20 protein-coding genes and 1 riboswitch are annotated in these 21,324 nt (G+C 70.1%); of the genes, 14 read left to right on the forward strand and 6 right to left on the reverse strand.

Annotated features, from left to right (window positions below; all coding sequences use genetic code 11):
- Positions 1-134 precede the first annotated feature (134 nt).
- Complete coding sequence (locus tag GXW76_RS04420) at positions 135-854, reverse strand: UTRA domain-containing protein (RefSeq protein ID WP_211860777.1); 720 nt, start codon at positions 852-854, stop codon at positions 135-137.
- Positions 851-2,200, reverse strand: a complete 1,350-nt coding sequence (locus GXW76_RS04425) for a formimidoylglutamate deiminase (RefSeq protein ID WP_211860778.1) — start codon at positions 2,198-2,200, stop codon at positions 851-853. The genes GXW76_RS04420 and GXW76_RS04425 overlap by 4 nt, the downstream gene beginning before the upstream one ends.
- 85 nt (positions 2,201-2,285) lie before the next feature.
- On the opposite strand from GXW76_RS04425, the gene hutI reads away from it, so the two are divergent.
- From hutI to GXW76_RS04445, 4 genes are all read left to right on the forward strand, one after another.
- Positions 2,286-3,497, forward strand: a complete 1,212-nt coding sequence (gene hutI, locus GXW76_RS04430; RefSeq protein WP_456307099.1) for an imidazolonepropionase — start codon at positions 2,286-2,288, stop codon at positions 3,495-3,497.
- Entirely contained in the window at positions 3,494-5,011 is a 1,518-nt protein-coding gene (gene hutH / locus GXW76_RS04435; RefSeq protein WP_408904303.1) for a histidine ammonia-lyase, read from the forward strand. The genes hutI and hutH overlap by 4 nt, the downstream gene beginning before the upstream one ends.
- Positions 5,012-5,303: 292 nt before the next feature.
- Complete coding sequence (gene hutU, locus GXW76_RS04440; protein ID WP_211860779.1) at positions 5,304-6,977, forward strand: urocanate hydratase; 1,674 nt, start codon at positions 5,304-5,306, stop codon at positions 6,975-6,977.
- A 180-nt stretch (positions 6,978-7,157) separates the two neighbouring features.
- Positions 7,158-7,248: riboswitch (glycine riboswitch) on the forward strand.
- A gap of 162 nt (positions 7,249-7,410) precedes the next feature.
- On the forward strand, positions 7,411-8,052 hold the full coding sequence (locus tag GXW76_RS04445; RefSeq protein WP_211860780.1) for a trimeric intracellular cation channel family protein: 642 nt from the start codon (positions 7,411-7,413) through the stop codon (positions 8,050-8,052).
- Positions 8,053-8,098: 46 nt separating this feature from the next.
- Here GXW76_RS04445 and GXW76_RS04450 read toward each other — a convergent pair whose 3' ends face one another.
- Positions 8,099-9,061, reverse strand: coding sequence for a glutathione S-transferase family protein (locus tag GXW76_RS04450; protein WP_211860781.1), 963 nt, complete (start codon positions 9,059-9,061; stop codon positions 8,099-8,101).
- Between the two features lie 38 nt (positions 9,062-9,099).
- Positions 9,100-9,519 (reverse strand): DoxX family protein, encoded by a 420-nt coding sequence (locus GXW76_RS04455; protein WP_211860782.1) that lies wholly within the window; start codon positions 9,517-9,519, stop codon positions 9,100-9,102.
- Positions 9,520-9,628: 109 nt separating this feature from the next.
- Between GXW76_RS04455 and GXW76_RS04460 the strand changes: the two genes are divergently transcribed.
- From GXW76_RS04460 to GXW76_RS04505, 10 genes are all read left to right on the forward strand, one after another.
- The gene (locus tag GXW76_RS04460; protein ID WP_211860783.1) at positions 9,629-10,516 is read left to right on the forward strand and encodes a LysR family transcriptional regulator; all 888 of its coding nucleotides are present in this window, start codon (positions 9,629-9,631) and stop codon (positions 10,514-10,516) included.
- A 285-nt stretch (positions 10,517-10,801) separates the two neighbouring features.
- On the forward strand, positions 10,802-11,281 hold the full coding sequence (locus GXW76_RS04465; protein WP_211860784.1) for a PTS sugar transporter subunit IIA: 480 nt from the start codon (positions 10,802-10,804) through the stop codon (positions 11,279-11,281).
- A 57-nt stretch (positions 11,282-11,338) separates the two neighbouring features.
- Positions 11,339-14,290, forward strand: a complete 2,952-nt coding sequence (locus tag GXW76_RS04470; protein WP_211860785.1) for a monovalent cation/H+ antiporter subunit A — start codon at positions 11,339-11,341, stop codon at positions 14,288-14,290.
- A complete protein-coding gene (locus GXW76_RS04475) occupies positions 14,290-14,634 on the forward strand; it encodes a Na+/H+ antiporter subunit C (protein ID WP_211860786.1) in 345 nt (114 codons plus the stop codon). The genes GXW76_RS04470 and GXW76_RS04475 overlap by 1 nt, the downstream gene beginning before the upstream one ends.
- Complete coding sequence (locus GXW76_RS04480) at positions 14,631-16,241, forward strand: monovalent cation/H+ antiporter subunit D (protein WP_246513913.1); 1,611 nt, start codon at positions 14,631-14,633, stop codon at positions 16,239-16,241. The genes GXW76_RS04475 and GXW76_RS04480 overlap by 4 nt, the downstream gene beginning before the upstream one ends.
- Positions 16,238-16,729: a Na+/H+ antiporter subunit E gene (locus GXW76_RS04485; RefSeq protein WP_211860787.1), complete on the forward strand. Its 492-nt coding sequence runs from the start codon at positions 16,238-16,240 to the stop codon at positions 16,727-16,729. The genes GXW76_RS04480 and GXW76_RS04485 overlap by 4 nt, the downstream gene beginning before the upstream one ends.
- Entirely contained in the window at positions 16,726-17,007 is a 282-nt protein-coding gene (locus GXW76_RS04490) for a K+/H+ antiporter subunit F (protein WP_211860788.1), read from the forward strand. Before GXW76_RS04485 ends, GXW76_RS04490 begins: the two co-directional genes overlap by 4 nt.
- Positions 17,004-17,381: a monovalent cation/H(+) antiporter subunit G gene (gene mnhG / locus GXW76_RS04495; protein WP_211860789.1), complete on the forward strand. Its 378-nt coding sequence runs from the start codon at positions 17,004-17,006 to the stop codon at positions 17,379-17,381. Before GXW76_RS04490 ends, mnhG begins: the two co-directional genes overlap by 4 nt.
- 226 nt (positions 17,382-17,607) lie before the next feature.
- Positions 17,608-18,585 (forward strand): calcium/sodium antiporter, encoded by a 978-nt coding sequence (locus tag GXW76_RS04500; RefSeq protein WP_211860790.1) that lies wholly within the window; start codon positions 17,608-17,610, stop codon positions 18,583-18,585.
- 100 nt (positions 18,586-18,685) lie between these two features.
- Positions 18,686-19,558, forward strand: a complete 873-nt coding sequence (locus GXW76_RS04505) for a universal stress protein (RefSeq protein ID WP_211860791.1) — start codon at positions 18,686-18,688, stop codon at positions 19,556-19,558.
- A gap of 100 nt (positions 19,559-19,658) precedes the next feature.
- Here GXW76_RS04505 and GXW76_RS04510 read toward each other — a convergent pair whose 3' ends face one another.
- The gene (locus GXW76_RS04510) at positions 19,659-21,083 is read right to left on the reverse strand and encodes a phospholipase D family protein (RefSeq protein ID WP_211860792.1); all 1,425 of its coding nucleotides are present in this window, start codon (positions 21,081-21,083) and stop codon (positions 19,659-19,661) included.
- The gene (locus GXW76_RS04515) at positions 21,084-21,323 is read right to left on the reverse strand and encodes a hypothetical protein (protein WP_211860793.1); all 240 of its coding nucleotides are present in this window, start codon (positions 21,321-21,323) and stop codon (positions 21,084-21,086) included. It abuts the gene before it with no gap.
- Position 21,324 lies beyond the last annotated feature (1 nt).

Here is a 21,324-nt window from a genome sequence, read left to right on the forward strand (position 1 = left end):
CTCCGGGGCTTCGTTCAGCCGTGGGATCCTGGCCCGGGATGGGCCGGCAGCCTCACGGCGAAGGAATGCGCGGTCGCGTGCCGGCCATCGGCATCCGGCACAGCGCGTTCACGGCTTCCTGCGCGGTGATGGCGTCAGCCGCCGGCGGAAAAGCGCCCGACCAGACGGTGCCGGTCCCCGGCATGCCAGAGCCGCGCGAAGGTGACGGGCGTGGCGCCGTTCCAGGTGCGACGTTCGACCACAAGCGCCGCGTCGCCCGCGTTCATGCCGAGCAGTTTCGCGACGCCGGCGGGCGCAGCGGCGGCGTGGATGGCGTGCTCCGCCTCGGTCCATGGCACGTGGTCGAGCAGCCAGCGGCCGGGCGGCGCGGCCGTGAACGGCTCCTCCGCAGCACCCGGCGCGGCGTCGAGATTGACGAGGCGTTCCTCCACCTGCGCGGGCTTGCCGTCCGAGAGGTGGCGCGTCGTGATGTCGAGCAGCAGCCTGCCGGCGGGAATGTCCATCTCGTCCCTCTTCGCCGGACGCACCGCGCGGGAGAGAATCTCGAAGCGGTGCTCGTGGCCCGCAGCGCGGATCTCGGCGCCGATGTCCCAGATCTCGAACACCGCACGGCCGCGCGCCTCCGGGCTCGCCACCGTGCCGGCGCGGCGGTTGCGGCGCACGAGGCCTTCGGCGGCCAGCGCGGCGACGGCCCGATGCACCGTCATGCGCGATGCGCCGAACAGTGCCATCAGTTCGCTCTCGGGCGGGATGCGGCCGCCGGGCGGGATGCGGCCGGTGAGGATGGCGGAGCTGAGCGCGCGACGGATCTGCGCGTGCATCGGGCCTTCGCCGTCGAGGACGAAGGCGCTCATGTCGTGAGGATGCGCGCGAGGGTGGCGGCGACGCGGCGCTCGGCCGCCGCGCGCGCGGAATGCGTGCCGTCCTCGACGACGCGCGCACCGCGTACCCAGACCTCGCGGATCGCACCCTCGCGCGAGGCGAAGAGCAGGGTGTCGAGGCGCCGGTCGCCGTCCCGTGCGGCGAAGGCGGGGTGATCCGGATCGAGCAGCACCAGGTCGGCATGGGCACCCGGCACGATGCCCGCGGGACCGGCGGCAAGCGCCTGCGTTCCGCCTGCGACCGCCGCCTGCCACAGCGCGCGCGCGGTCGAGCCGCCGCGCGGCGCCAGCGCGTTGCGCGTCCGCTGCGCGAGGCGCTGGGAATACTCGAGGGTGCGCAGTTCCATCGCTGCCGAGACAAGCACGTTGGAATCCGTGCCCACGCCGAACCGTCCGCCCGCGGCGCGGTAGGCCACGGCAGGGAAGATGCCGTCGCCGAGGTTGCTCTCGGTGACCGGGCAGAGCCCCACCACCGCGCCGGCTTGCGCGACACGCGTGAGTTCGGCCGCCGTTCCGTGCGTCGCGTGGATCAGGCACCAGCGTGCATCGACGAGCCCGGCTTCGAGCAGCGCGGCGATCGGCGGCAGGCCGAGGATGCGCAGCGAGGCCTCGACCTCCTTCGCCTGTTCCGCGGCATGGATGTGCAGGGGTTCGCCGGGCTGCGCCATGGTGGCGACGGCGCCGATCTCCGCGATCGTCGCGGCACGCAGGGAATGCGGCGCCAGGCCAAGATTTGAACCCGGCAGGCCCGCGATGGCGCGGCGGCTGCCCTCGACCAGCGCGGCGAAGCCGTCGAGGCCGTTCAGGAAGCGTCGCTGCCCCGCCACTGGCGGTGCGCCGCCGATCTCCCCATGCGCGTAGAAGCAGGGCAGCAGCGTCAGGTTGATGCCGGTCGCATGCGCGGCGGCAGCGATGCGCACGGCCATCTCGGCGCGGTCGGCATATGGCGCGCCGCCCGGCGCGTGATGCAGGTAGTGGAACTCGCCGACGCGGGTGAAACCGGCCTCCAGCATCTCCGCATAGGCCAGTATCGCGATCGCCTCGACATCCTCGGGGGTGAGGTGGGCGAGGAAGCGGTACATCAGTTCACGCCAGGTCCAGAAGGAATCCTCGCTGTCGCCGGCGTGTTCCGTCAGGCCCGCCATGCCGCGCTGGAAGGCGTGGGAATGCAGGTTCGGCAGGCCCGGGATCGCCACCAGGCGGCCGGGTTCGGCGTCTGGCACCACCGCGCCGATGCGGCCTTCGGCGTCGATCTCCACCCGCACGTTCCGCCGCCAGCCTTCGGGCAGCAGGGCCTCGGCAAAAACCATCTTGCGCATCGGCACGGCTCCGGAGCAGAATAATGTCTATACAATAACTCCGCTGATCCAGCCTGGCCAGCGCGGAAAATGGGAGACGCGGCGCGTGGCGGCACCGAAGGCCGATCTGCTGCTGACCGGGGCGCGGCTCGCCACGATGGCGGGCGCGTCCGGTCTCGGCGTGGTGGAAGACGGGGCGGCGGCGATCCGGGACGGGCGCATCGCCTGGGCGGGGCCACGGGCGGAAGCGCCCGCGATCGATGCGGCGGAGCGCCTCGATTGCAAGGGGCGCTGGGTGACGCCGGGCCTCGTCGATTGCCATACGCACCTGGTCTTCGCGGGCAACCGTGCGGACGAATTCGCGCGGCGGCTTGCCGGCGAATCCTATGCCGACATCGCGCGCTCCGGCGGTGGCATCGCCGCGACGGTGCGCGCGACGCGGGCGGCGGATGAGGGCGCGCTGCTGGCGGCCTCGCTGAAGCGCCTCGATGCGCTGCTCGCCGAGGGCTTGACCACCGTCGAGGTCAAGTCCGGCTACGGGCTGGACGAAGAGACGGAGTTGCGCCAACTGCGCGTCGCCCGCGCGCTGGCTCGGCATCGGCGGGTGTCGATTGCCCCGACATACCTGGGCGCCCACGCGGTGCCGCCGGGCGGGGACCGCGCTGCCTATCTTGACCTGGTCTGCGACCACATGATCCCGCGCATTGCGTCCGAGGGTCTGGCCGATGCCGTGGACGTCTTCCAGGAGGGCATCGCCTTCAGCGCGGAGGAATGCGCCCGCGTCTTCGCGGCCACGCGCGCCGCCGGGCTGAAGGTGAAGTCGCATGCCGACCAGCTCAGCGACGGCAACGGCGCGGCGCTGGCGGCGGAGCACGGCGCGCTGTCCGCCGATCATCTCGAATACACGAACGATGCCGGTGCGGTGGCCATGGCACGCGCGGGCACCGTCGCCGTGTTGCTGCCCGGCGCCTTCCTGATGCTGAACGAGACGCGCAGGCCCCCCATCGCCGCCTTCCGCGCCGCCGGCACGCGCATGGCAGTGGCGACGGACCTCAATCCCGGCTCTTCGCCCATCGCCTCGCCCCGCGTCTGCGGGACGCTGGCCTGCGTGCTGTTCGGCATGACCGTGGAGGAAGTGCTGCGCGGCTTCACCATCGAAGCCGCGCACGCCCTCGGCCGCGGCGATCGCATCGGCAGCATCGAGGCCGGCAAGGACGCGGACCTCGCTATCTGGTCGGTCGAAACACTGTCGGAACTCGTCGCGCAGATCGGCCCGTCGCCGCTCTTCGCGCGATTTCACCAGGGGGTGCGCGCATGACCGCGATGCTGACGCCGGGCGCCGTGCCGCTGGCCGCCTGGGGCGCCATCCTGGATGGCGCGGCGATCCCGCTCGACCCGCGCGCGCGGGAGGCGGTGGACCGCGGCGCGGCGGCCGTCGCGCGCGTCATCGCGGCCGGGGAGACCGTCTATGGCGTGAACACCGGCTTCGGCAAGCTGGCCTCCGTGCGCATCGGCGACGGCGACCTCGCCACGCTGCAGCGGAACCTCATCCTGTCGCATGCCTGCGGGGTCGGCGCGCCGCTGCCGGCCGGCGTCGTGCGGCTGATCATGGCGATGAAGGCGGCGAGCCTCGGCCGCGGCGCCTCAGGCGTGCGGTGGGCAGTCGTCGCGTTGATCGAGGCCATGCGCGCGAAAGGCGTGCTGCCGGTGATCCCGGCCAAGGGCTCGGTCGGTGCCTCGGGCGACCTGGCGCCGCTCGCGCATCTGACGGCGGCCATGCTGGGCGAGGGCACCACACTGCCCAACGCGCCGGCCGCCGATGCGCTGCGCGCGGCCGGGCTCGCGCCGGTCACGCTCGGGCCGAAGGAAGGGCTCGGGCTGATCAACGGGACGCAGGTTTCGACGGCGATCGCGCTGGCCGGCCTCTTCGCCGCGGAGCGCGTCTTTCGCGCTGCCCTGGTGACGGGCGCGCTGACGGTCGATGCGCTGCGCGGTTCCGACACCCCCTTCGACGCGCGCATCCATGCGCTGCGCGGCCACGCCGGCCAATCGGAGGTCGCCGACGCGCTGCGCGCACTGCTGGCCGGCAGCGCGATCCGCGAGAGCCATCGCCTCGGCGACGACCGCGTGCAGGACCCGTATTCGCTGCGCTGTCAGCCGCAGGTCATGGGCGCCGTGCTGGACCTTCTGCGTTTCGCCGCGCGCACGCTGGAAACCGAGGCCAACGCCGTCACCGACAATCCGCTGGTGCTGGAAGACGGGAGCATCGTCTCCGGCGGCAATTTCCACGCCGAGCCCGTCGCCTTCGCCGCCGACCAGATCGCCATCGCGCTCGCCGAGATCGGCAGTCTTTCCGAGCGCCGCATCGCCCTGCTGGTGGACCCGGTGATGAGCGGGCTGCCAGCCTTCCTCGCGCGCGATGCCGGGTTGAATTCCGGGCTGATGATCGCCCAGGTCACGGCTGCGGCGCTCGCATCCGAGAACAAGCAGCGCGCAACGCCGGCGAGCGTGGATTCCCTGCCCACCTCCGCCAATCAGGAGGACCATGTCTCCATGGCGACGCATGCTGCGTACCGGCTTCTCGACATGGCGGCGAACGCGGCATCGATCATCGGCATCGAGGCGCTCGCCGCAGCAGAGGCGCTGGAGCATCGGCGGCCACTGGCTTCGTCCGCGCCGCTCGAAGCTGCGCATGCAGCGGTGCGCGCGCGCATCGCGCCGCTGCTGGCGGACAGGTTCCTGGCGCCCGATATCGCCACTGCAACGGCGATGGTGGGGGAGGGGGCGCTCGCCGGGGCCACGGGGCTGGCGCTGCCAGGGGTCGCGCCGTGATGCGAGAGGGCCCCGCCCTCTCGCGCTCTCCCGCCAAAGGCCGAAAGGCCTATGGAAACCATGGCTTTGGCGCCGGGGATGATCGGCGTTTTCCAACCGGCGTGGCGACACTGGCCGCGATCGCAGCCAGGCATTCGCGGGTGAGTTCCCCTGAACTGCTTGGCAAGACCCGGGCGCTGCCTTTCTCGCCCAACGCCAGGTCAAGGTTCCCAAAGGCCTTTCGGCCTTTGGCGGGGTGGTTTGGAGGGGCGGCGCCCCTCCAACGCCCCACCATGAGGAAGGTCCCGCCCGCATGAACCGCATCGCCAATTCCCGCATCGTCACCGCCCCTCGCGGTCCTGTCCCCATCTGCCAGACCTGGGGCGCCGAGGCAGCGATGCGCATGCTGATGAACAACCTGGACCCCGAGGTCGCGGAGAAGCCCGACGAGCTCGTCGTTTATGGCGGCATCGGCCGCGCGGCGCGCGACTGGGACGCCTTCGACCGCATCGTCTCCTCGCTGAAGGGGCTCGAGCCCGAGGACACGCTGCTCGTCCAATCCGGCAAGCCGGTCGGCATCTTCCGCACCACGGCGGATTCGCCGCGCGTGCTGATCGCGAACTCCAACCTGGTGCCGCATTGGGCGACCTGGGAGAAATTCCACGAGCTCGATCGCAAGGGCCTGATGATGTACGGCCAGATGACGGCCGGTTCCTGGATCTACATCGGCAGCCAGGGCATCGTGCAGGGCACCTACGAGACCTTCGCCGAGGTCGGCCGCCAGCACTACCGCGGCAATCTCGCAGGCAAGTGGATCCTGACGGGCGGCCTCGGCGGCATGGGCGGCGCGCAGCCGCTGGCGGCGACGATGGCCGGTGCCTCGATGATCGCGGTGGAATGCCAGCCCAGTCGCATCGAGATGCGCCTGCGCACGCGCTACCTCGATGCGCGCGCCGAGACGCTCGACCATGCGCTCGCGATGATCGACGCGGCGAGGAAGGAAGGCCGCGCCGTCTCCGTCGGCCTGCTCGGCAATGCGGCGGAGATCTTTCCGGAGATCCTCCGCCGCGGCATCCGCCCCGACGCCGTCACCGACCAGACCAGCGCGCATGACCCGCTGAACGGCTACCTCCCCGCCGGCTGGACGCTCGCGGAATGGGAGGACCGGCGCGAACGCGACCCGGCTGGCACCATCCTCGCCGCCAAGCGCTCGATGGCGGTGCATGTCGAAGCCATGCTCGGCTTCCATCGCGCCGGCATCCCGGTGCTCGACTACGGCAACAACATCCGGCAGATGGCGCTGGAGATGGGCGTCGAGCACGCCTTCGACTTCCCGGGCTTCGTGCCCGCCTATATCCGCCCGCTCTTCTGCCGCGGCATCGGGCCCTTCCGCTGGGCCGCGCTGTCGGGCGATCCGGAGGACATCGCGCGGACCGACGCCAAGGTGCGGGAATTGCTGCCGGATGACGCGCACCTGCACAATTGGCTCGACATGGCGGGCAAGCGCATCTCCTTCCAGGGCCTGCCGGCGCGCATCTGCTGGGTCGGCCTCGGCGACCGGCACCGGCTTGGCCTCGCCTTCAACGAGATGGTGGCGAAGGGTGAGCTCAAGGCGCCGATCGTGATCGGGCGCGACCATTTGGATTCCGGCTCCGTCGCTTCACCCAATCGCGAGACCGAGGCGATGAAGGACGGCTCGGACGCCGTCTCCGACTGGCCGCTGCTGAATGCGCTGCTGAATACGGCCTCGGGCGCCACCTGGGTGTCGCTGCACCATGGCGGGGGCGTCGGCATGGGCTTTTCCCAGCACGCCGGCATGGTGATCGTGGCGGACGGGACGGAAGCCGCGGCGAAGCGCCTTGCCCGCGTGTTGTGGAATGACCCCGGCACCGGCGTGATGCGCCATGCCGATGCCGGCTACGACATCGCCATCGAGCATGCGAAGCGGATGGGGATGAAACTGCCCGCGCTCGGGATTGGCATCTGAGGGCTGCTTCGCCCGGATCATCGCGACCTGTCGGCGGCAGGCCCGGCGTCACGCCTGCGATGCGTGTTCGCGGCGCATGGGTCCGGGCACGCGGCTCGCCATCGGCAGCCTGGGATGCTCTTCCCGTCCTCCGGCCTTGCACCGTGATTGACATGCCGCGAAGAGCCGGCCGATAAGCCGCCTGATCCTGCGGGAGAGAGAGGCGGTCTGCGCCTCCGCCGAAGGCGCAAGCTCCCATAATCGCTCAGGCATACCGAACCGCGGGATCGTGTTGCCGTCTGGAGAGAGGTCGCGACGCCGGACGGCGCGCCGCGGCCCACCGAAGGGGCCGGCTCCGCGAGGAGCCGAAACTCTCAGGTAAAAGGACAGGGGGAGAGGCGCACCGGGATCCGCTTGCGAGCGCGTCCTGCCTCTGTCCGGAGCCGTTTTCCCGATGAATTCGCTTCTGCCCTCGATCTCCGTGCTGACCGTCATCTACCCGGTGGCCATCGCGGCCGAGGCCATGTCCGGCGCGCTCGCCGCCGGGCGCCGCAACATGGACATCTTCGGCGTCGCCGTGATCGCCTTCGTCACCGCGCTGGGCGGCGGCACCATCCGCGACCTGATCCTCGGCCGCTTTCCCATCGGCTGGACCCAACATCCGGAATACGTCTACCTGGTGATCTCCGCCGGTCTGCTGACCACGGTGATCGCGCCCTTCATGCACAATCTGAAGCGCGTGTTCCTCGTGCTCGACGCGATGGGGCTGATCGCCTTCTCGCTGATCGGTTGCAGTGTCGCGGTGGAGATGGAATATCCGACCGTCGTCGCCATCATGGCCGGCATGATCACGGGCATCTGCGGCGGCATCCTGCGCGACGTGCTGTGCAACCAGGTGCCGGTGGTGTTCCGCCGCGAGCTCTACGCGAGCGTCTCGCTCGCCGTCTGCGGGATGTTCCTGACCCTGCGGGCGTTCGGCGTCGATGCCGACCTGAACACCGCGGTCAGCTTCGCCGCCGGGCTGTTGCTGCGCCTGGTGGCGATCTGGGGCGGCTGGAAGCTGCCGACCTTCTCCTACCAGCAGCGCTGGGAGTGAGGGCGCCGGAGACTGGCCTCGGCTTGTTCACAGCCGAGGCCCACTCTCACGCCGCATCCTTCAGCCACGGCAGTTCAGGGCCGACCGGGACGATCCCGGTGGGGTTGAGCGCCTTGATGGAGTAGTAGCCGCGCTTGACGTGGTCCATGTTCACCGTCTCGCGCACGCCGGGAATGGCGAGTACGCGTTCCACATAGGCCTGCAGGCGCGGGTGGTCGGCGATCCGGCGCAGGTTGCACTTGAACAGGCCGTGATAGGCCGCATCGAAGCGCACCAGCGTCACGAAGAGGCGGATATCCGCCTCGGTCAGTTGCCCGCCGACCAGGAAGGCGCGGTCCGCGAGGTGGCGTTCCAGTTCGCCCAGCATCGCGAAGACGCCGCGGAAGGCCTCCTCATACGCCTTCTGCGTCGTGGCGAAGCCGGCCCGGTACACGCCGTTGTTCAGCGCCGGATAGACGCTGTCGTTGATGCGGTCGATCTCCGGCGCCAGCGCCTTCGGATAGAGGTCGAATGCGCCGGATGCGAGCGTGCCGAAGCCGCTGTTGAACATGCGCACGATGTCGGCGGATTCGTTGTTCACGATGGTGCCGCGCTGCCGGTCCCACAGCACCGGCACCGTCGCGCGGCCGGTGAAGTCCGGGTCGGCGCGGCTGTAGAGCTCGTGCATGTAGGTCGCGCCGTTGATGGCATCCGGCGTGGAGCCGGGGTAGTCGCCGAAGCGCCAGCCTTGATCCGTCAGCGCCGGCTCGACGACGGAAAGCGAGACGATGTCCTCCAGCCGCTTCAGCCTGCGTGCGATCAGCGTGCGCGACGCCCAGGGGCAGATCAGAGCGACATAGAGGTGGTAGCGCCCGGGCTCGGCCTTGAAGCCGCCTTCGCCGGTCGGCCCTGGGGCACCGTCCGGCGTCACCCAGTTGCGGAAGCTTGAGGTCTGGCGGAGGAAGCGCCCCTGCTCGTCCTTGGCCTGCACCGGATGCCAGTCGGCCGACCACTTTCCCTTCACAAGCATGGGGCGTCTCCTGTCTTCGAATAGTCCGGCGGCATCGGTCAGCGGCCCTGGTCGGTGCCGAAGGGCGTGCGGCGCAGCGCGCAGGCGCCGTCGCCGAGCAGCGCCAGGACCAGCAGGCCGAGGATCCAGAAGGCAGGGTATTCCCAGCCGCCATTGGCGTTGTCGAAGAAGAAGCCGGCCGCGCCGTGCACCGTGAAGATGGCGCCGAGCAGGACCGGGATCAGCGCCAGCGCGGCCAGCCGCGCCCAGACGCCGAGGATCAGCGCCAGGCCGCCTGCCACTTCCGCGAGGATGGTGAGGTAGGCCAGCGCCGGCGGCAGGCCGAGGCTGCTGAAGAACTGCGCGGTGCCTGCGGGGGTGAAGACGAAGATCTTCAGCCCCGCATGGGCCAGGAACAGCCCACCGAGGCCAAGGCGCAGCAGCAGCGCGGCAACGGGGGCGGTGCGGGTGTCGATCATGGGAGAGGTCTTCCACATCGGTTGCGGTGCGACGGTTATCGGCCCACTCGATGCTTTCGATAATTCGACAAATTATGATAACATTTCACACTCATGGGGTGAAATGAGAATGCTCGACCGCGTCACCGGCATGGAGGTCTTCTCCCGCGTCGCGGCGCTCGGCAGCCTATCCGCGGCGGGGCGCGCGCTCGGCATGTCCCAGACCATGGTCACCAAGCACATGGCGGCGCTCGAGGAGCGCCTTGGGGTCAAGCTGCTGCATCGAAGTACGCGGCGCGTCACGCCGACCGAGGCAGGCCGCCGCTACCTCGAGTTGGTGGACCGCATCCTGCCCGACCTCGCGGAAGCCGAGGCGCTGGTCGCGGCCGAGCGCATCGAGGTGAGCGGGACGCTGCGGGTGAATGCGCCGGTCTCCTTCGGCATGCGGCGGCTGGCGCCGCTGCTGGCGGGCTTCTCGGGGCGGCATCCGGCGCTCACGGTGGATCTCGGCCTGAACGACCGCGTGGTGGACCTGGTGGAGGAAGGCTGGGACGTCGCCATCCGGATCGGCACGCTGACGGACGGTGCGCTCATCGCCCGCCGCATCGCGCCCTGCCCGATGATGGTCTGCGCCGCGCCGGCCTACCTCGCGGCGCACGGCGTGCCCGGCTCGGTGCATGACCTGCCGGGGCATAATTGCCTCGGCTACACCCTCTCCCGCGCGGTGGGGGCGGAGCGCTGGCACTTCGCGGGGGATGTCTCCGTTCCGGTGCGCGGCACGCTCCGCGCGAGCAACGGCGACGCGCTGCTGGCCGCGGCGCTGGAGGGGCTCGGCATCATCTACCAGCCGGACTTCCTGGTGGCGGAGGAGGTGCACAACGGGCGGCTTGTTCCGCTGACACTCGATGTGCCGCCGATCGAGCTGCCCGGCATCCATGCCGTCTATCCGGCCAACCGCCGCCCGCCGGCGAAGCTCCGCGCCTTCATCGACTTCCTGGTGGAGGCGCTGCCGCGATAGTCCGCGGGACCGGCATTCCGGGCCGCGGTCACGCGGCGCGATCTCGCCGCCGTCGCGCAGCCACGCCCTGGGTCCTTCGCGCCGAACACAGGCGCTTCGGATTGCATTCGCGTAATCCCTTTGGTATGCGGCGCGGGTTCCGTAATACGACATGAATGGCCACTTCCTGCGCAGGGAAGTGTGGGCCTTTCGACACTCACCTCCGGCCCCTCCTCGGCGCCGGGCGACAGAAAACGGGGTTGCCGCGTCCGAAGGACGGGCCGCCCGCGCGCCGTGGAGGAAGGGATGAGCATCGCGGATCGCGTCTCGGCAGATGACGTCATCCTCAACCTTGAAGCGACCGACAAGCGCGACCTGCTGGAGACGCTGGCGGGCGAGGCCGCGCGACGGCTCGACCGCCCCAAGTCGGAGATTCTCGGCGCTCTGCAGGACCGCGAGGCGCTGGGGTCGACCGCGCTCGGTCGGGGCGTGGCCCTGCCGCATGCCCGGTTGGTCGGCGATCACCCGCCGCTGATGCTCGTTGCCCGCCTCCGCCGCCCGATCGACTATGAATCGCGCGACGAGGAGCCGGTGGATCTCGTGATCCTCGTGCTCTGGCCCGACGCGTCGCCCGAGGGCTTCCTGCCCGCACTGTCCGACACCTGCCGGGCGCTGCGTGAGCCACAGGCGTTGCGGCGGCTGAGGGCAGCGGCCTCGGCCGAGGAAGTGCGAGCCCTGTTCGAACGCTACGGCGGTGCGGACGCCGGATCGGCGGAGGACGAGTGATGTACCCAGCCATGCCGGCACGGCCGATCCTGACGCACAGCACGGCCGGCCGCCAGGATGGCTGACGCCACGCTCCTGCTGATCCTCGTGGGCCTGCCCTTCGCCGGCGCAGCCGTGGCCGGCCTGATGCCGACGGGCGCCCGCAACGCCGCATCCATCCTCGCCGGCGCCGTCGCGCTCGCCGGCCTCGGCCTGGTCGGGGCGGCCTATCCCGTGGTCTCCGAGGGCGGCGTGCTGCGCGCCGAATTCGCGTGGATGCCGACGCTTGGGCTGAACCTCGTGCTTCGGATGGATGGCTTCGCCCTGATCTTCGCCGGCATGGTGACGGGGATCGGCGCGCTCGTGGTGCTCTATGCGCGGTACTACATGTCGTCGGACGATCCGGTGCCGCGCTTCTTCTCCTTCCTGCTCGCCTTCATGGGGGCGATGACCGGTGTCGTGGTCTCGGGCAACCTCATCCAGCTGGTCTTCTTCTGGGAACTGACGAGCCTCTTTTCCTTCCTGCTGATCGGGTACTGGCACCATACCGCCGCCGCGCGCGACGGGGCGCGCATGGCGCTGACCATCACGGGCGCGGGCGGGCTCGCGCTGTTCGCGGGCGTCCTGGTGCTCGGCCACATCGTCGGCAGCTACGACCTCGACGCCGTGCTGGCCGCTGGCGACCGGATCCGCGAGCACCCGCTCTACCTGTCGGCGCTGATCCTCATCCTGCTCGGCGCCCTGACCAAGAGCGCGCAATTCCCCTTCCACTTCTGGCTTCCGCACGCCATGTCGGCGCCGACGCCGGTGTCCGCCTACCTGCACTCGGCGACGCTGGTGAAGGCGGGGGTGTTCCTGATGGCTCGGCTCTGGCCGGTGCTGTCGGGCACCGATGCCTGGATCCTCATCGTCGGAACGGCGGGGCTGATCACCCTGGTGATCGGCGCCTTCATCGCCATCTTCCAGAACGACCTGAAGGGGCTGCTGGCCTATTCGACCATCAGCCACCTGGGCCTCATCACGCTGCTGCTCGGGCTGAACAGCAAGCTCGCCCTGGTCGCGGCGGTGTTCCACACGCTGAACCACGCGGCCTTCAAGGCATCCCTGTTCATGGCCGCCGGGATCATCGACCATGAGACCGGCACGCGCGACATCAGGCGTCTGTCCGGCCTGAACCGATCCATGCCCTTCACCTCGCGGCTCGCGCTGGTCGCGGCGGCCGCGATGGCGGGCGTCCCGCTGCTGAACGGCTTCCTCTCCAAGGAGATGTTCTTCGCCGAGGCCCTCTCGGCCGAGGCGGCGCTGCCTGGCGTGCTGAACATCCTGCCCCTGGCCGCCATGCTGGCGAGCGCCTTCGCCGTCACCTACTCCCTGCGCTTCATCCACGGCGCCTTCTTCGGGCCGGATCCCGTGGACCTGCCGCGCCAGCCGCATGAGCCCGTCGCCTGGATGCGCTTCCCGGTGGAGATCCTGGTGCTCGGCTGCATCATGGTCGGCGTCCTCCCGGCCGCGACGATCGGGCCATTCCTGGACGTAGCGGTCCGCTCGGTGCTCGGCGACGATGTGCCGTACTACAGCCTGGCGGTCTGGCACGGCTTCAATCGCCCGCTGGTGATGAGTTTCGTCGCGCTGGCCGGCGGCGTCCTGCTCTACCTGCTCCTGCAGCGGCGCCTGCAGAGCGGCGAGGACGGTCCGCCGCTGATCCGCCGGATCGACGGGCGCCGAATCTTCGAGCGCACGATGGTCTTCCTCTCCTGGCGCCTCGCGCGACGGGTCGAGGGGCTGACCGGCACGCGGCGGCTGCAGCCGCAACTGCGCCTGATCGTCGGCGCGGCAATCCTCGCGGCCGTGGCGGCCGTATGGCTGCGCGGCCTCGGGCCGGGCAACCTGAAGCCCTCGCCGGTGGATCCGGTGCTGGCGCTGATCTGGATGGTCGGCGCGGCCTGCGCCCTGGGCGCGGCCTGGCAGGCCAAGTTCCATCGCCTCGCCGCGCTGATCCTGCTCGGCGGGGTCGGGCTGGTGGTCTGCATCACCTTCGTCTGGTTCTCGGCTCCCGACCTCGCGCTGACGCAGCTGACGGTGGAGGTCGTGACCACGGTGCTGCTGCTGCTCGGCCTGCGCTGGCTGCCGAAGCGGCTCCAGGTCGCCGATGAGCGCGGGCCGGAGGTTCTCACGCGCACGCGCCGCATCCGCGATCTAACGCTGGCGGTGGCGGCCGGCGGCGGCATGGCCCTGTTCGCCTACGCGGTCATGACGCGCACGCCGCCCGAGTTGCTGGCGCAGGATTTCCTCCGGCGCGCCTACACGGAGGGCGGCGGCACCAATGTGGTCAACGTGATCCTCGTGGATTTCCGCGGCTTCGACACCCTGGGCGAGATCTTCGTGGTGGCGACCGTGGCTCTCGTGACCTACGCGCTGCTGCGACGTTTCCGCCCCGCCCCCGACAGCGTGGAACTGCCCGAGCCGCAGCGCGACCAGCTCGAGGCCGACGCCGCCCGGATGCGTGATGGCGAGGCCGGGCGCCTCGCCGACTGGCTGATCGTGCCCTTCACCCTGACCCGGCTGATCTTCCCGGTCATGCTCACCGTCGCGGTGTTCCTGCTGCTGCGCGGGCACGACCTGCCGGGCGGCGGCTTCTCGGCCGGCATGGTCGTCGCGATCGCCATCATCCTGCAGTACATGATCGGCGGCACGGACTGGACGGAGCGCCGGCTTCGGCTGCTCCCGCAGCTCTGGGTCGGGGTCGGGCTGCTGCTTGCAACGGGCACGGGCCTTGCCGCCTGGTTCTTCGGCCGCCCCTTCCTGACCACGTATTTCGCCTATGCCGAGCTGCCCGTCATCGGAAGGATCCCGACCGCGAGCGCGCTGCTGTTCGATATCGGCGTCTTCGCCCTGGTGGTCGGCGCCACGCTGCTGATGCTGGTCGCGCTGGCGCACCAGTCGGTGCGCGGTCACCGCGCCACGCCGCGCCCGCCGGCCGCTCCGGCGACGCGAGAGGCAGCGCGCGCCGCAGCGGCGGGAGAAGATTGATGGAACTTGTCGTCTCCATCGGGATCGGCGTGCTGGTCGGCTCGGGGGTGTGGCTGCTGTTGCGGCCGCGGACCTTCCAGGTGGTCATCGGCCTTTGCCTGCTGTCCTACGCCGTGAACCTCTTCATCTTCTCGACCGGCGGGCTGCGCAGCGGCGCGGCGGCGATCCTCGCGCCCGGGGAGGCGGGCAGCCTCGCGCAATACGCCGACCCGGTGCCCCAGGCCCTGGTTCTGACGGCCATCGTGATCGGGTTCGCGACCACGGCGCTGCTGCTCGTACTGCTGCTGGCCGCGCGCGGCCTGACCGGGACCGACCATGTGGACGGCCGGGAGCGCGGGCGATGACCGGCTGGATGAACCACCTCGTGATGGCGCCGATCGTGGTGCCCATGCTGGCGGGCAGCTTGATGATCCTCGCCGGCGACCGCTGGCGTGGCCTGGCGGTGGCGCTCGGGCTCGTCTCGACCCTGGCGCTCGTCGTGCTCGCCGTGACGATGCTCGCCGTTGCGGATGAGCCGGTGGTGCGGATCTACCGGCTCGGCGACTGGCCCACGCTGTTCGGCATCGTGCTGGTGCTCGACCGGCTCTCGGCGCTGATGCTCGTGCTGGCTGCCGTGCTCGGGCTGTCCGCCTTCGTCTTCTCGCTCGCGCGCTGGCATCGCGCCGGCGCGCATTTCCATCCTCTGTTCCAGTTCCAGCTCATGGGGCTGAACGGCGCCTTCCTGACCGGCGACCTGTTCAACCTCTTCGTGTTCTTCGAGGTGATGCTGGCCGCGTCCTACGGCATGGCGCTGCATGGTTCCGGCACGGCGAGGGTGCGCGCAGGGCTGCATTACATCGTGATCAACCTGCTCGCCTCGCTGCTGTTCCTCATCGGGGTGAGCGCGGTCTACGGCATCGCAGGGACGCTCAACATCGCGGACCTCGCGATGCGCATGCGCGACATCGCGGCCGGTGACCGGGCGGTGCTCGAGGCCGGCCTCGCGGTGCTCGGCATCGCCTTCCTGGTCAAGGCGGCGATGTGGCCGCTCGGCTTCTGGCTGCCCGGCACCTATTCCGCGGCCTCCGCGCCCGCCGCGGCGATCCTGTCCATCCTCAGCAAGGTTGGGGTCTATGCGATCCTGCGCGTCTGGCTGCTGCTGTTCGGGGCGGAAGCGGGCGCCTCGGCGGGTTTCGGCGGTGGCTGGCTGCTGGTGGGCGGATTGCTCACCATCGCCTTCGGCTCGGTCGCCGTGCTGGCGACGCAGAACCTCTCGCGCCTCGCGGGGGCGAGCGTGCTGGTGTCCTCCGGCACCCTGCTCGCGGCGATCGGGGCAGGGCAGGTGTCGGTGACTGGCGGCGCGCTGTTCTACCTGGCGAGTTCCGTGCTCGCGATCGGCGCCTTCTTCCTGCTCATCGAACTTGTCGAGCGCGGCCGCGAGGTAGGCGCCGACGTCCTCGCGGTGACGCGCGAGGCCTTCGGCGCAGGCGCGGAGGAAGACGAGGCCGACGCCCATGAGGAGGTCGGCGTCGCCATTCCCGGCACCGTGGCGATCCTCGGGTCAGCCTTCATGGCCTGCGCCGTGCTGCTGGCCGGGCTGCCGCCGCTGTCCGGCTTCCTGGCGAAGTTCGCGATCCTTGCTCCACTGCTCGGCCATGGTGATGCGGGCCTGCCGGCGGCGAACTGGGCGCTGCTGGCGGCGCTGGTGCTCTCCGGCCTCGCGACCGTGATCGCCCTGCTGCGCGCCGGGATCGAGGTCTTCTGGGCCTCCCCCGCGGCCAAGGCGCCGCGCGTCGGGCTGGTCGAGATCGCGCCCGTCGGCTTGCTGCTCGCGCTCTGCGTCGCGCTGACGGTCGGGGCGGGCCCGGTGATGGGCTACATGCAGGCGACGGCGCAATCGCTGCATGCCCCGCAGGACTACCTTGGCGCGGTGACGGGGGCGCCGGCGCGCGCCCCAAGGGGCGGCGAATGAGGCGCTGGCTTCGCTATCCCCTGCTGACGCTGGCCCTGCTGGGGCTGTGGCTGCTCCTGAACGAGAGCGTCTCCCCGGGTGCCTTCCTGCTCGGCGGGATGCTCGCCCTCGGCGGCGCCGGCGCCTTCGCGGCGCTGACCCCGCCCAGGCCGCGGGTGCGGCGCCTGGCGGCGGTGCTCCGGCTGCTGCGCGACGTGCTGGTGGAGGTGGTGAGGTCGAACAACGCCGTCGCCCGCATCATCCTCCAGCCGGGGAGGGCGCAGGGGCGGCGGTCCGGTTTCGTCCTGATCCCGCTGGACATGAAGAACCCTTACGGGCTGGCCGCGCTCACCTGCATCCTGACGGCGACGCCCGGCACGGTCTGGGTGGACTACGACGCCGCCAGGAGCACGTTCCTGCTGCACGTGCTCGATCTCATCGACGAGGAGGCGTGGGTCCGCATCGTCAAGGACAAGTGGGAGCGGCGGCTGATGGAGATCTTCGAATGAGCGCGACGCTGCTCTCCTGGTCGGTCCTGGTGGCGCAGTTCTTCCTCGTGGCGGCCATGGGCTGCGCCGTCTTCCGCGTGCTGCGCGGTCCGCGCGCGCAGGACCGCGTGCTGGCGCTCGACACGCTCTACGTGAATGCGGCGATACTGGTCCTGGTGTTCGGCATCCGCACCGGCGTCACGCACTACTTCGAGGTGGCGCTGCTCATCACCTTGTTCGGTTTCGTCGCGACGGCCGCGCTCTCGAAGTTCCTGATGCGGGGGGAGGTGATCGAATGACGCACGCTGCGGATCTTCCCCTCTGGGCGGCAGTCCTCGTCTCGCTCCTGCTGCTGGTCGGATCCGGCCTGGCGCTGATCGGTTCGATCGGCCTGCTGCGGCTGCGCAGCTTCTATGACCGGATCCATGCGCCCACCCTCGGCACGACGCTCGGCATCGGCTGTGTGCTGTTGGCCTCGATGGCGTTCTTCTCGGTGCTGCAGACCCGCTTCGTCCTGCACGAGATCCTGATCGCGGTCTTCATGGTGATCACGACGCCCGTGACCTTGATGCTGCTGGCGCGCGCCGCGCTCTACCGCGACAGGAGCGAGGGCAGCACGGAGGTGCCGACCCTTCCCGTGGACGCCGCGCAGAACGAGCGACCGGGGGTTTGACCCGGCAGGTTCGGACAGGGTCGCGCTGCATCCGGTTCTCCATCATCGCGATCGGTGGCCGTCCTTGGCCGCATGAATCCCTGGGCGGTCGCATCGGGCATTCTCGCCAGGTGCCGGTCGCGCGGCGCGTATCGTCGGGCGCCCGCTGCGGGATGCCGATGCGGCGGGGGGTTGCCGCCGTGCAGCCACCTGGCAGGACGGATGAGAGGACCGTCAGGAACGCGGAATGATTTCAGCGATTGGCCAATGCGCCGGCGGCCTGCTCGTCCTGATCCTGGGGGCGGAGTTCCTCACGCGCGGCGGCACGATGCTGGCGCGGCAGTTCGGCATTCCGCCCATCATCATCGGCCTGACGGTGGTCGCCCTGGGCACGAGCACGCCGGAACTCGCCGTCGGGATCGATGCCGCCCTGACGGGGAACGGCGCCCTTGCCGTCGGCAACATCGCCGGCACGAACACGGTCAACGTGCTTCTGATCCTCGGCCTCAGCGCGATGATCCGTCCGCTCGCCCTGCACGTGCAGACGATCCGGATGGATCTTCCCGTCATGATCGTCGCTGCAGTGCTGATGCTGCTCATGACGCTGGATGGCACGCTCTCCCGTCTCGACGGGGCGATCCTGGTGCTCGCCGGGATCGTCTACACGGTCATGGTCGTGTGGACGGCCCAGCACGAGAGCAGGGCTGTCCGCGTCGAATTCGCGAAGGAGTATCGCGGGCCGAAGCGCACGGAGAGGAAAAGGCGGGAGACCGTCTCGAGTGCGACCCTTCTCGCCGCAGGCATCGTCATTGTCGTCGTGGCGGCCGACTGGTTCGTGGACGGCGCGGTGTCGCTCGCAAGGATCTGGGGCGTGTCCGACGCCTTCATCGGCCTGACGATCGTCGCCATCGGGACGTCCGCGCCGGAACTCGTGACGACGGTGCTCTCGACGCTGAAGAACTCGCGCGACATCGCGATCGGGAATCTGCTCGGCAGCAGCGTCTACAACATCTTCATCATCCTCGGCGTGACCTGCCTCGTTCCCAGCGGCGGGCTGCCCGTGACGCCGTATCTGGTGAGGGTGGACATCCCTGTCATGGCCGTGGTGGCAGTCGTCTGCGTGCCGGTGTTCGTCTCGGGGCGAGAGGTCTCGCGCCTGGAGGGGGCGTGCTTCGTCGGGGCCTATGTCGCCTACCTCTTCTATCTCGTGATGGCGCGCACATGAGGCCCGCCAGCCTTCGCCGTGGGCAGCGCCGCCGGTGCGGCTCTTGCCGGCCAGCATTCGGATGGTCAGATTTCGCGACGACTTGCTCATCCAGGAGGCGATGATGCGGCTGCTTTGCGCCACGGATCTGTCGTCGCGATCGGATCGCGCGCTTCGGCGGGCCGGGCTGCTCGCGCGCGAAGCGGGTGCCGAACTGGTGCTGCTGTCCGTGGTCGATGACGACCAGCCGGATATCCTCGTCGCAAGCGAGCGGCGGGAGGTCGCCATGCTGCTGGCCGAGCAGAGCCGCAGCGTGCACGAACTGCAAGGCCTGGAGCCACGCCTGCGCGTGGAGTCCGGCGATGCGTTCGATGCGATCATCCGCATCGCGGAAGCCGAGGCGGTGCACCTGATCGTCATGGGCGAGCATCGCAAGCGCCTGCTGCGCGACATGTTCGTGGGGACGACGATCGAACGCGTCATGCGTCGCGGCCACCGCCCGGTGCTGATGGTCAACAGGCCGGCCGAAAGACCCTACCGGAAGATACTCGCGGCGATCGACATGTCGGAGGCCTCGGCCCATGCGCTGCGGACGGCGGCGGTTCTCAGATTTCTCCAGCGGGGCGAGGTGACGGTCTTCCACGCCTTCCAGCAGCCGGGAAAGGGCAATCTGGTCCTGGCCGACCTGCCGAACGCATCGATCGCCGCCCACGTCGCGGTAACGGCAACAGAGACACGGGGCGAACTGATCCGCTTCCTCGGCGGCATCGACCTCGGCCCCGGCTCGCGGCTTCCGCCGATCACCCTCGAGGAAGGCGCGCCGGGGGAGGCGCTTCGGCGCTGCGTGGAGCGGCTGTCGCCCGACCTGGTGGTCCTGGGCACGCGCGGGCATGGGCCGCTCGGGCGCCTGATCCTGGGCAGTGTGGCAGACGAAGCGCTGCGCACGCTGGAATGCGACATCCTGGCGGTGCCGCCGCCGATTTCGCCGCCCTGACGCCCACATTCATGAGAAGGACCGATCTTCCTGTTGCCCGGATATGGGAAGGTTGGCGAGGGGCGACAGGCAGAGTCGCGATGCGGAGCGCCCGAGGCGCTCAGAGTTGCGATTCGACAGGCAGCCAGCGTATGAGGCGCGCCAGCGCGCGGCGTGCGAGCGAGGCGTCAGGCTCGCTTTCCAAGGTCTGCGGTGCACCGTCCACCTCTGCGGTCCATCGCAGGCGCCCTGGCGCCTGGCGGGTGACGCGCCAGCTGCAGGCGGGGGCCGTCAGGCGCGCATGCTCCAACAACAATTGCTTCGCCACCTCGTCGTTCCGGACGAAGGCGCCCATCTCGGTGTTCAGCGCGACGGAACGCGGATCAAGGTTGAAGGAGCCGACGAAGCTGCGTTCCCCGTCGATCACTAGCGCCTTGGTGTGCAGGCTCGCGCCGCGCGAGCCGAAGACGCTGGCGCTGTCCCACCGCGTCGGCTTCAGCTCATGCAACGCAATCCCTGCCGCCAACAGCCGCTCGCGGTATCGGCTGTAGCCACCGTGCACCGCCACGACATCGGTGGCGGCGAGGGAATTGGTCACGACCGACACACGCACGCCATTGCGTGCCATGTCCTCGAGCAACGCCGCCCCGGCCGGGCCCGGCACGAAATAGGGCGAGATCAGTAATGCCTCGTGACGTGCGGAGCGCAGCGCGGAAAGGATCGCGTGCGCCAGCCCGTGTCCGGCCGGTGCGTGCCCCTTGGCCTTCTCTGGCTGGTCGGCCATCACTTCGACGTCCTCGGGCGCCACCGGCAGGAAATGCGAATTGCGGTCCCCCGACAGGAGCGACCCAACCGCCGGTTCGGCTGCAAGCCGGCTGAAGAAAGGGGACGCCTCGGGTGATCTGGCGGCCGAATCCAGATGCCGCATCAACCGCCGCAGGGCCCTGCGGCGATAGGCCACGCGGCTGATCCGCCGCAGCGGCATCGCGAGGGAGTGGTGCCAGTAGCGTTCGAAGATCGCCTGCGCCTGCGCGGCGGCATCCCCGGTGATGGCAAGATCGAGGTCGCGGAAATTGATGGTGCCCGAGGTGTCGAAGTACTCGTCGCCGATGTTGCGCCCGCCGAGGATGGCGAGCTGCCCGTCCGCGATCCACGCCTTGTTGTGCATGCGCCGGTTCAGATGCCAGCCCCCGAAGAGCATCTCCAGCACCAGGCCGGGCGGACCGAAGCGGCGCCAGCGCGTCGCGTTGAACAGCCGGACCTCGATGTGTGGATGGGTATCGAGCGCGGTGAGCACGCGGTCCGCGCCCACGGCGTACATGTCGTCCAGCAGCATGCGCACGCGCACCCCGCGCTCGGCAACGCGCAGCGCCTCCCGCGCCAGCATCCCGCCGGTCAGGTCGCCGCGCCAGATGTAGTACTGCAGGTCGAGCCTCGTACGCGCCCCGCGCGCGGCTGCGACCCGGGCGGCGAAGGCGCTCAGCCCGTCCGGCAGCACCGCCACCCCGTTGGCGGGGATCTCGTCATTTGGCGTATTCCAGGTCATTCAGCGCCGTAGCTGTTGAAGCCTGCCTGCGCAAAGCCTGCTTTCGATCCGACCCGATGCAAGGCAGGCCGCGACGGCGGCGCGGGTGAACGCATCGAGGCGCGCGTGTGGGCGCGTGGTGTCGTCGTCGATCCTCCGTGTCGCGATGGCCGCCATGTCGAGCGCATCCGGCGCGCGGCGCGCGCGAAGGGCGATCGCCGGGCCGCGCAGTGCGTACCCGGCCTCGGCGAAGCGCGCCACG

Origin of the sequence: Neoroseomonas soli, from assembly GCF_018129065.1 — a bacterium.
Lineage (GTDB): Bacteria > Pseudomonadota > Alphaproteobacteria > Acetobacterales > Acetobacteraceae > Neoroseomonas > Neoroseomonas soli.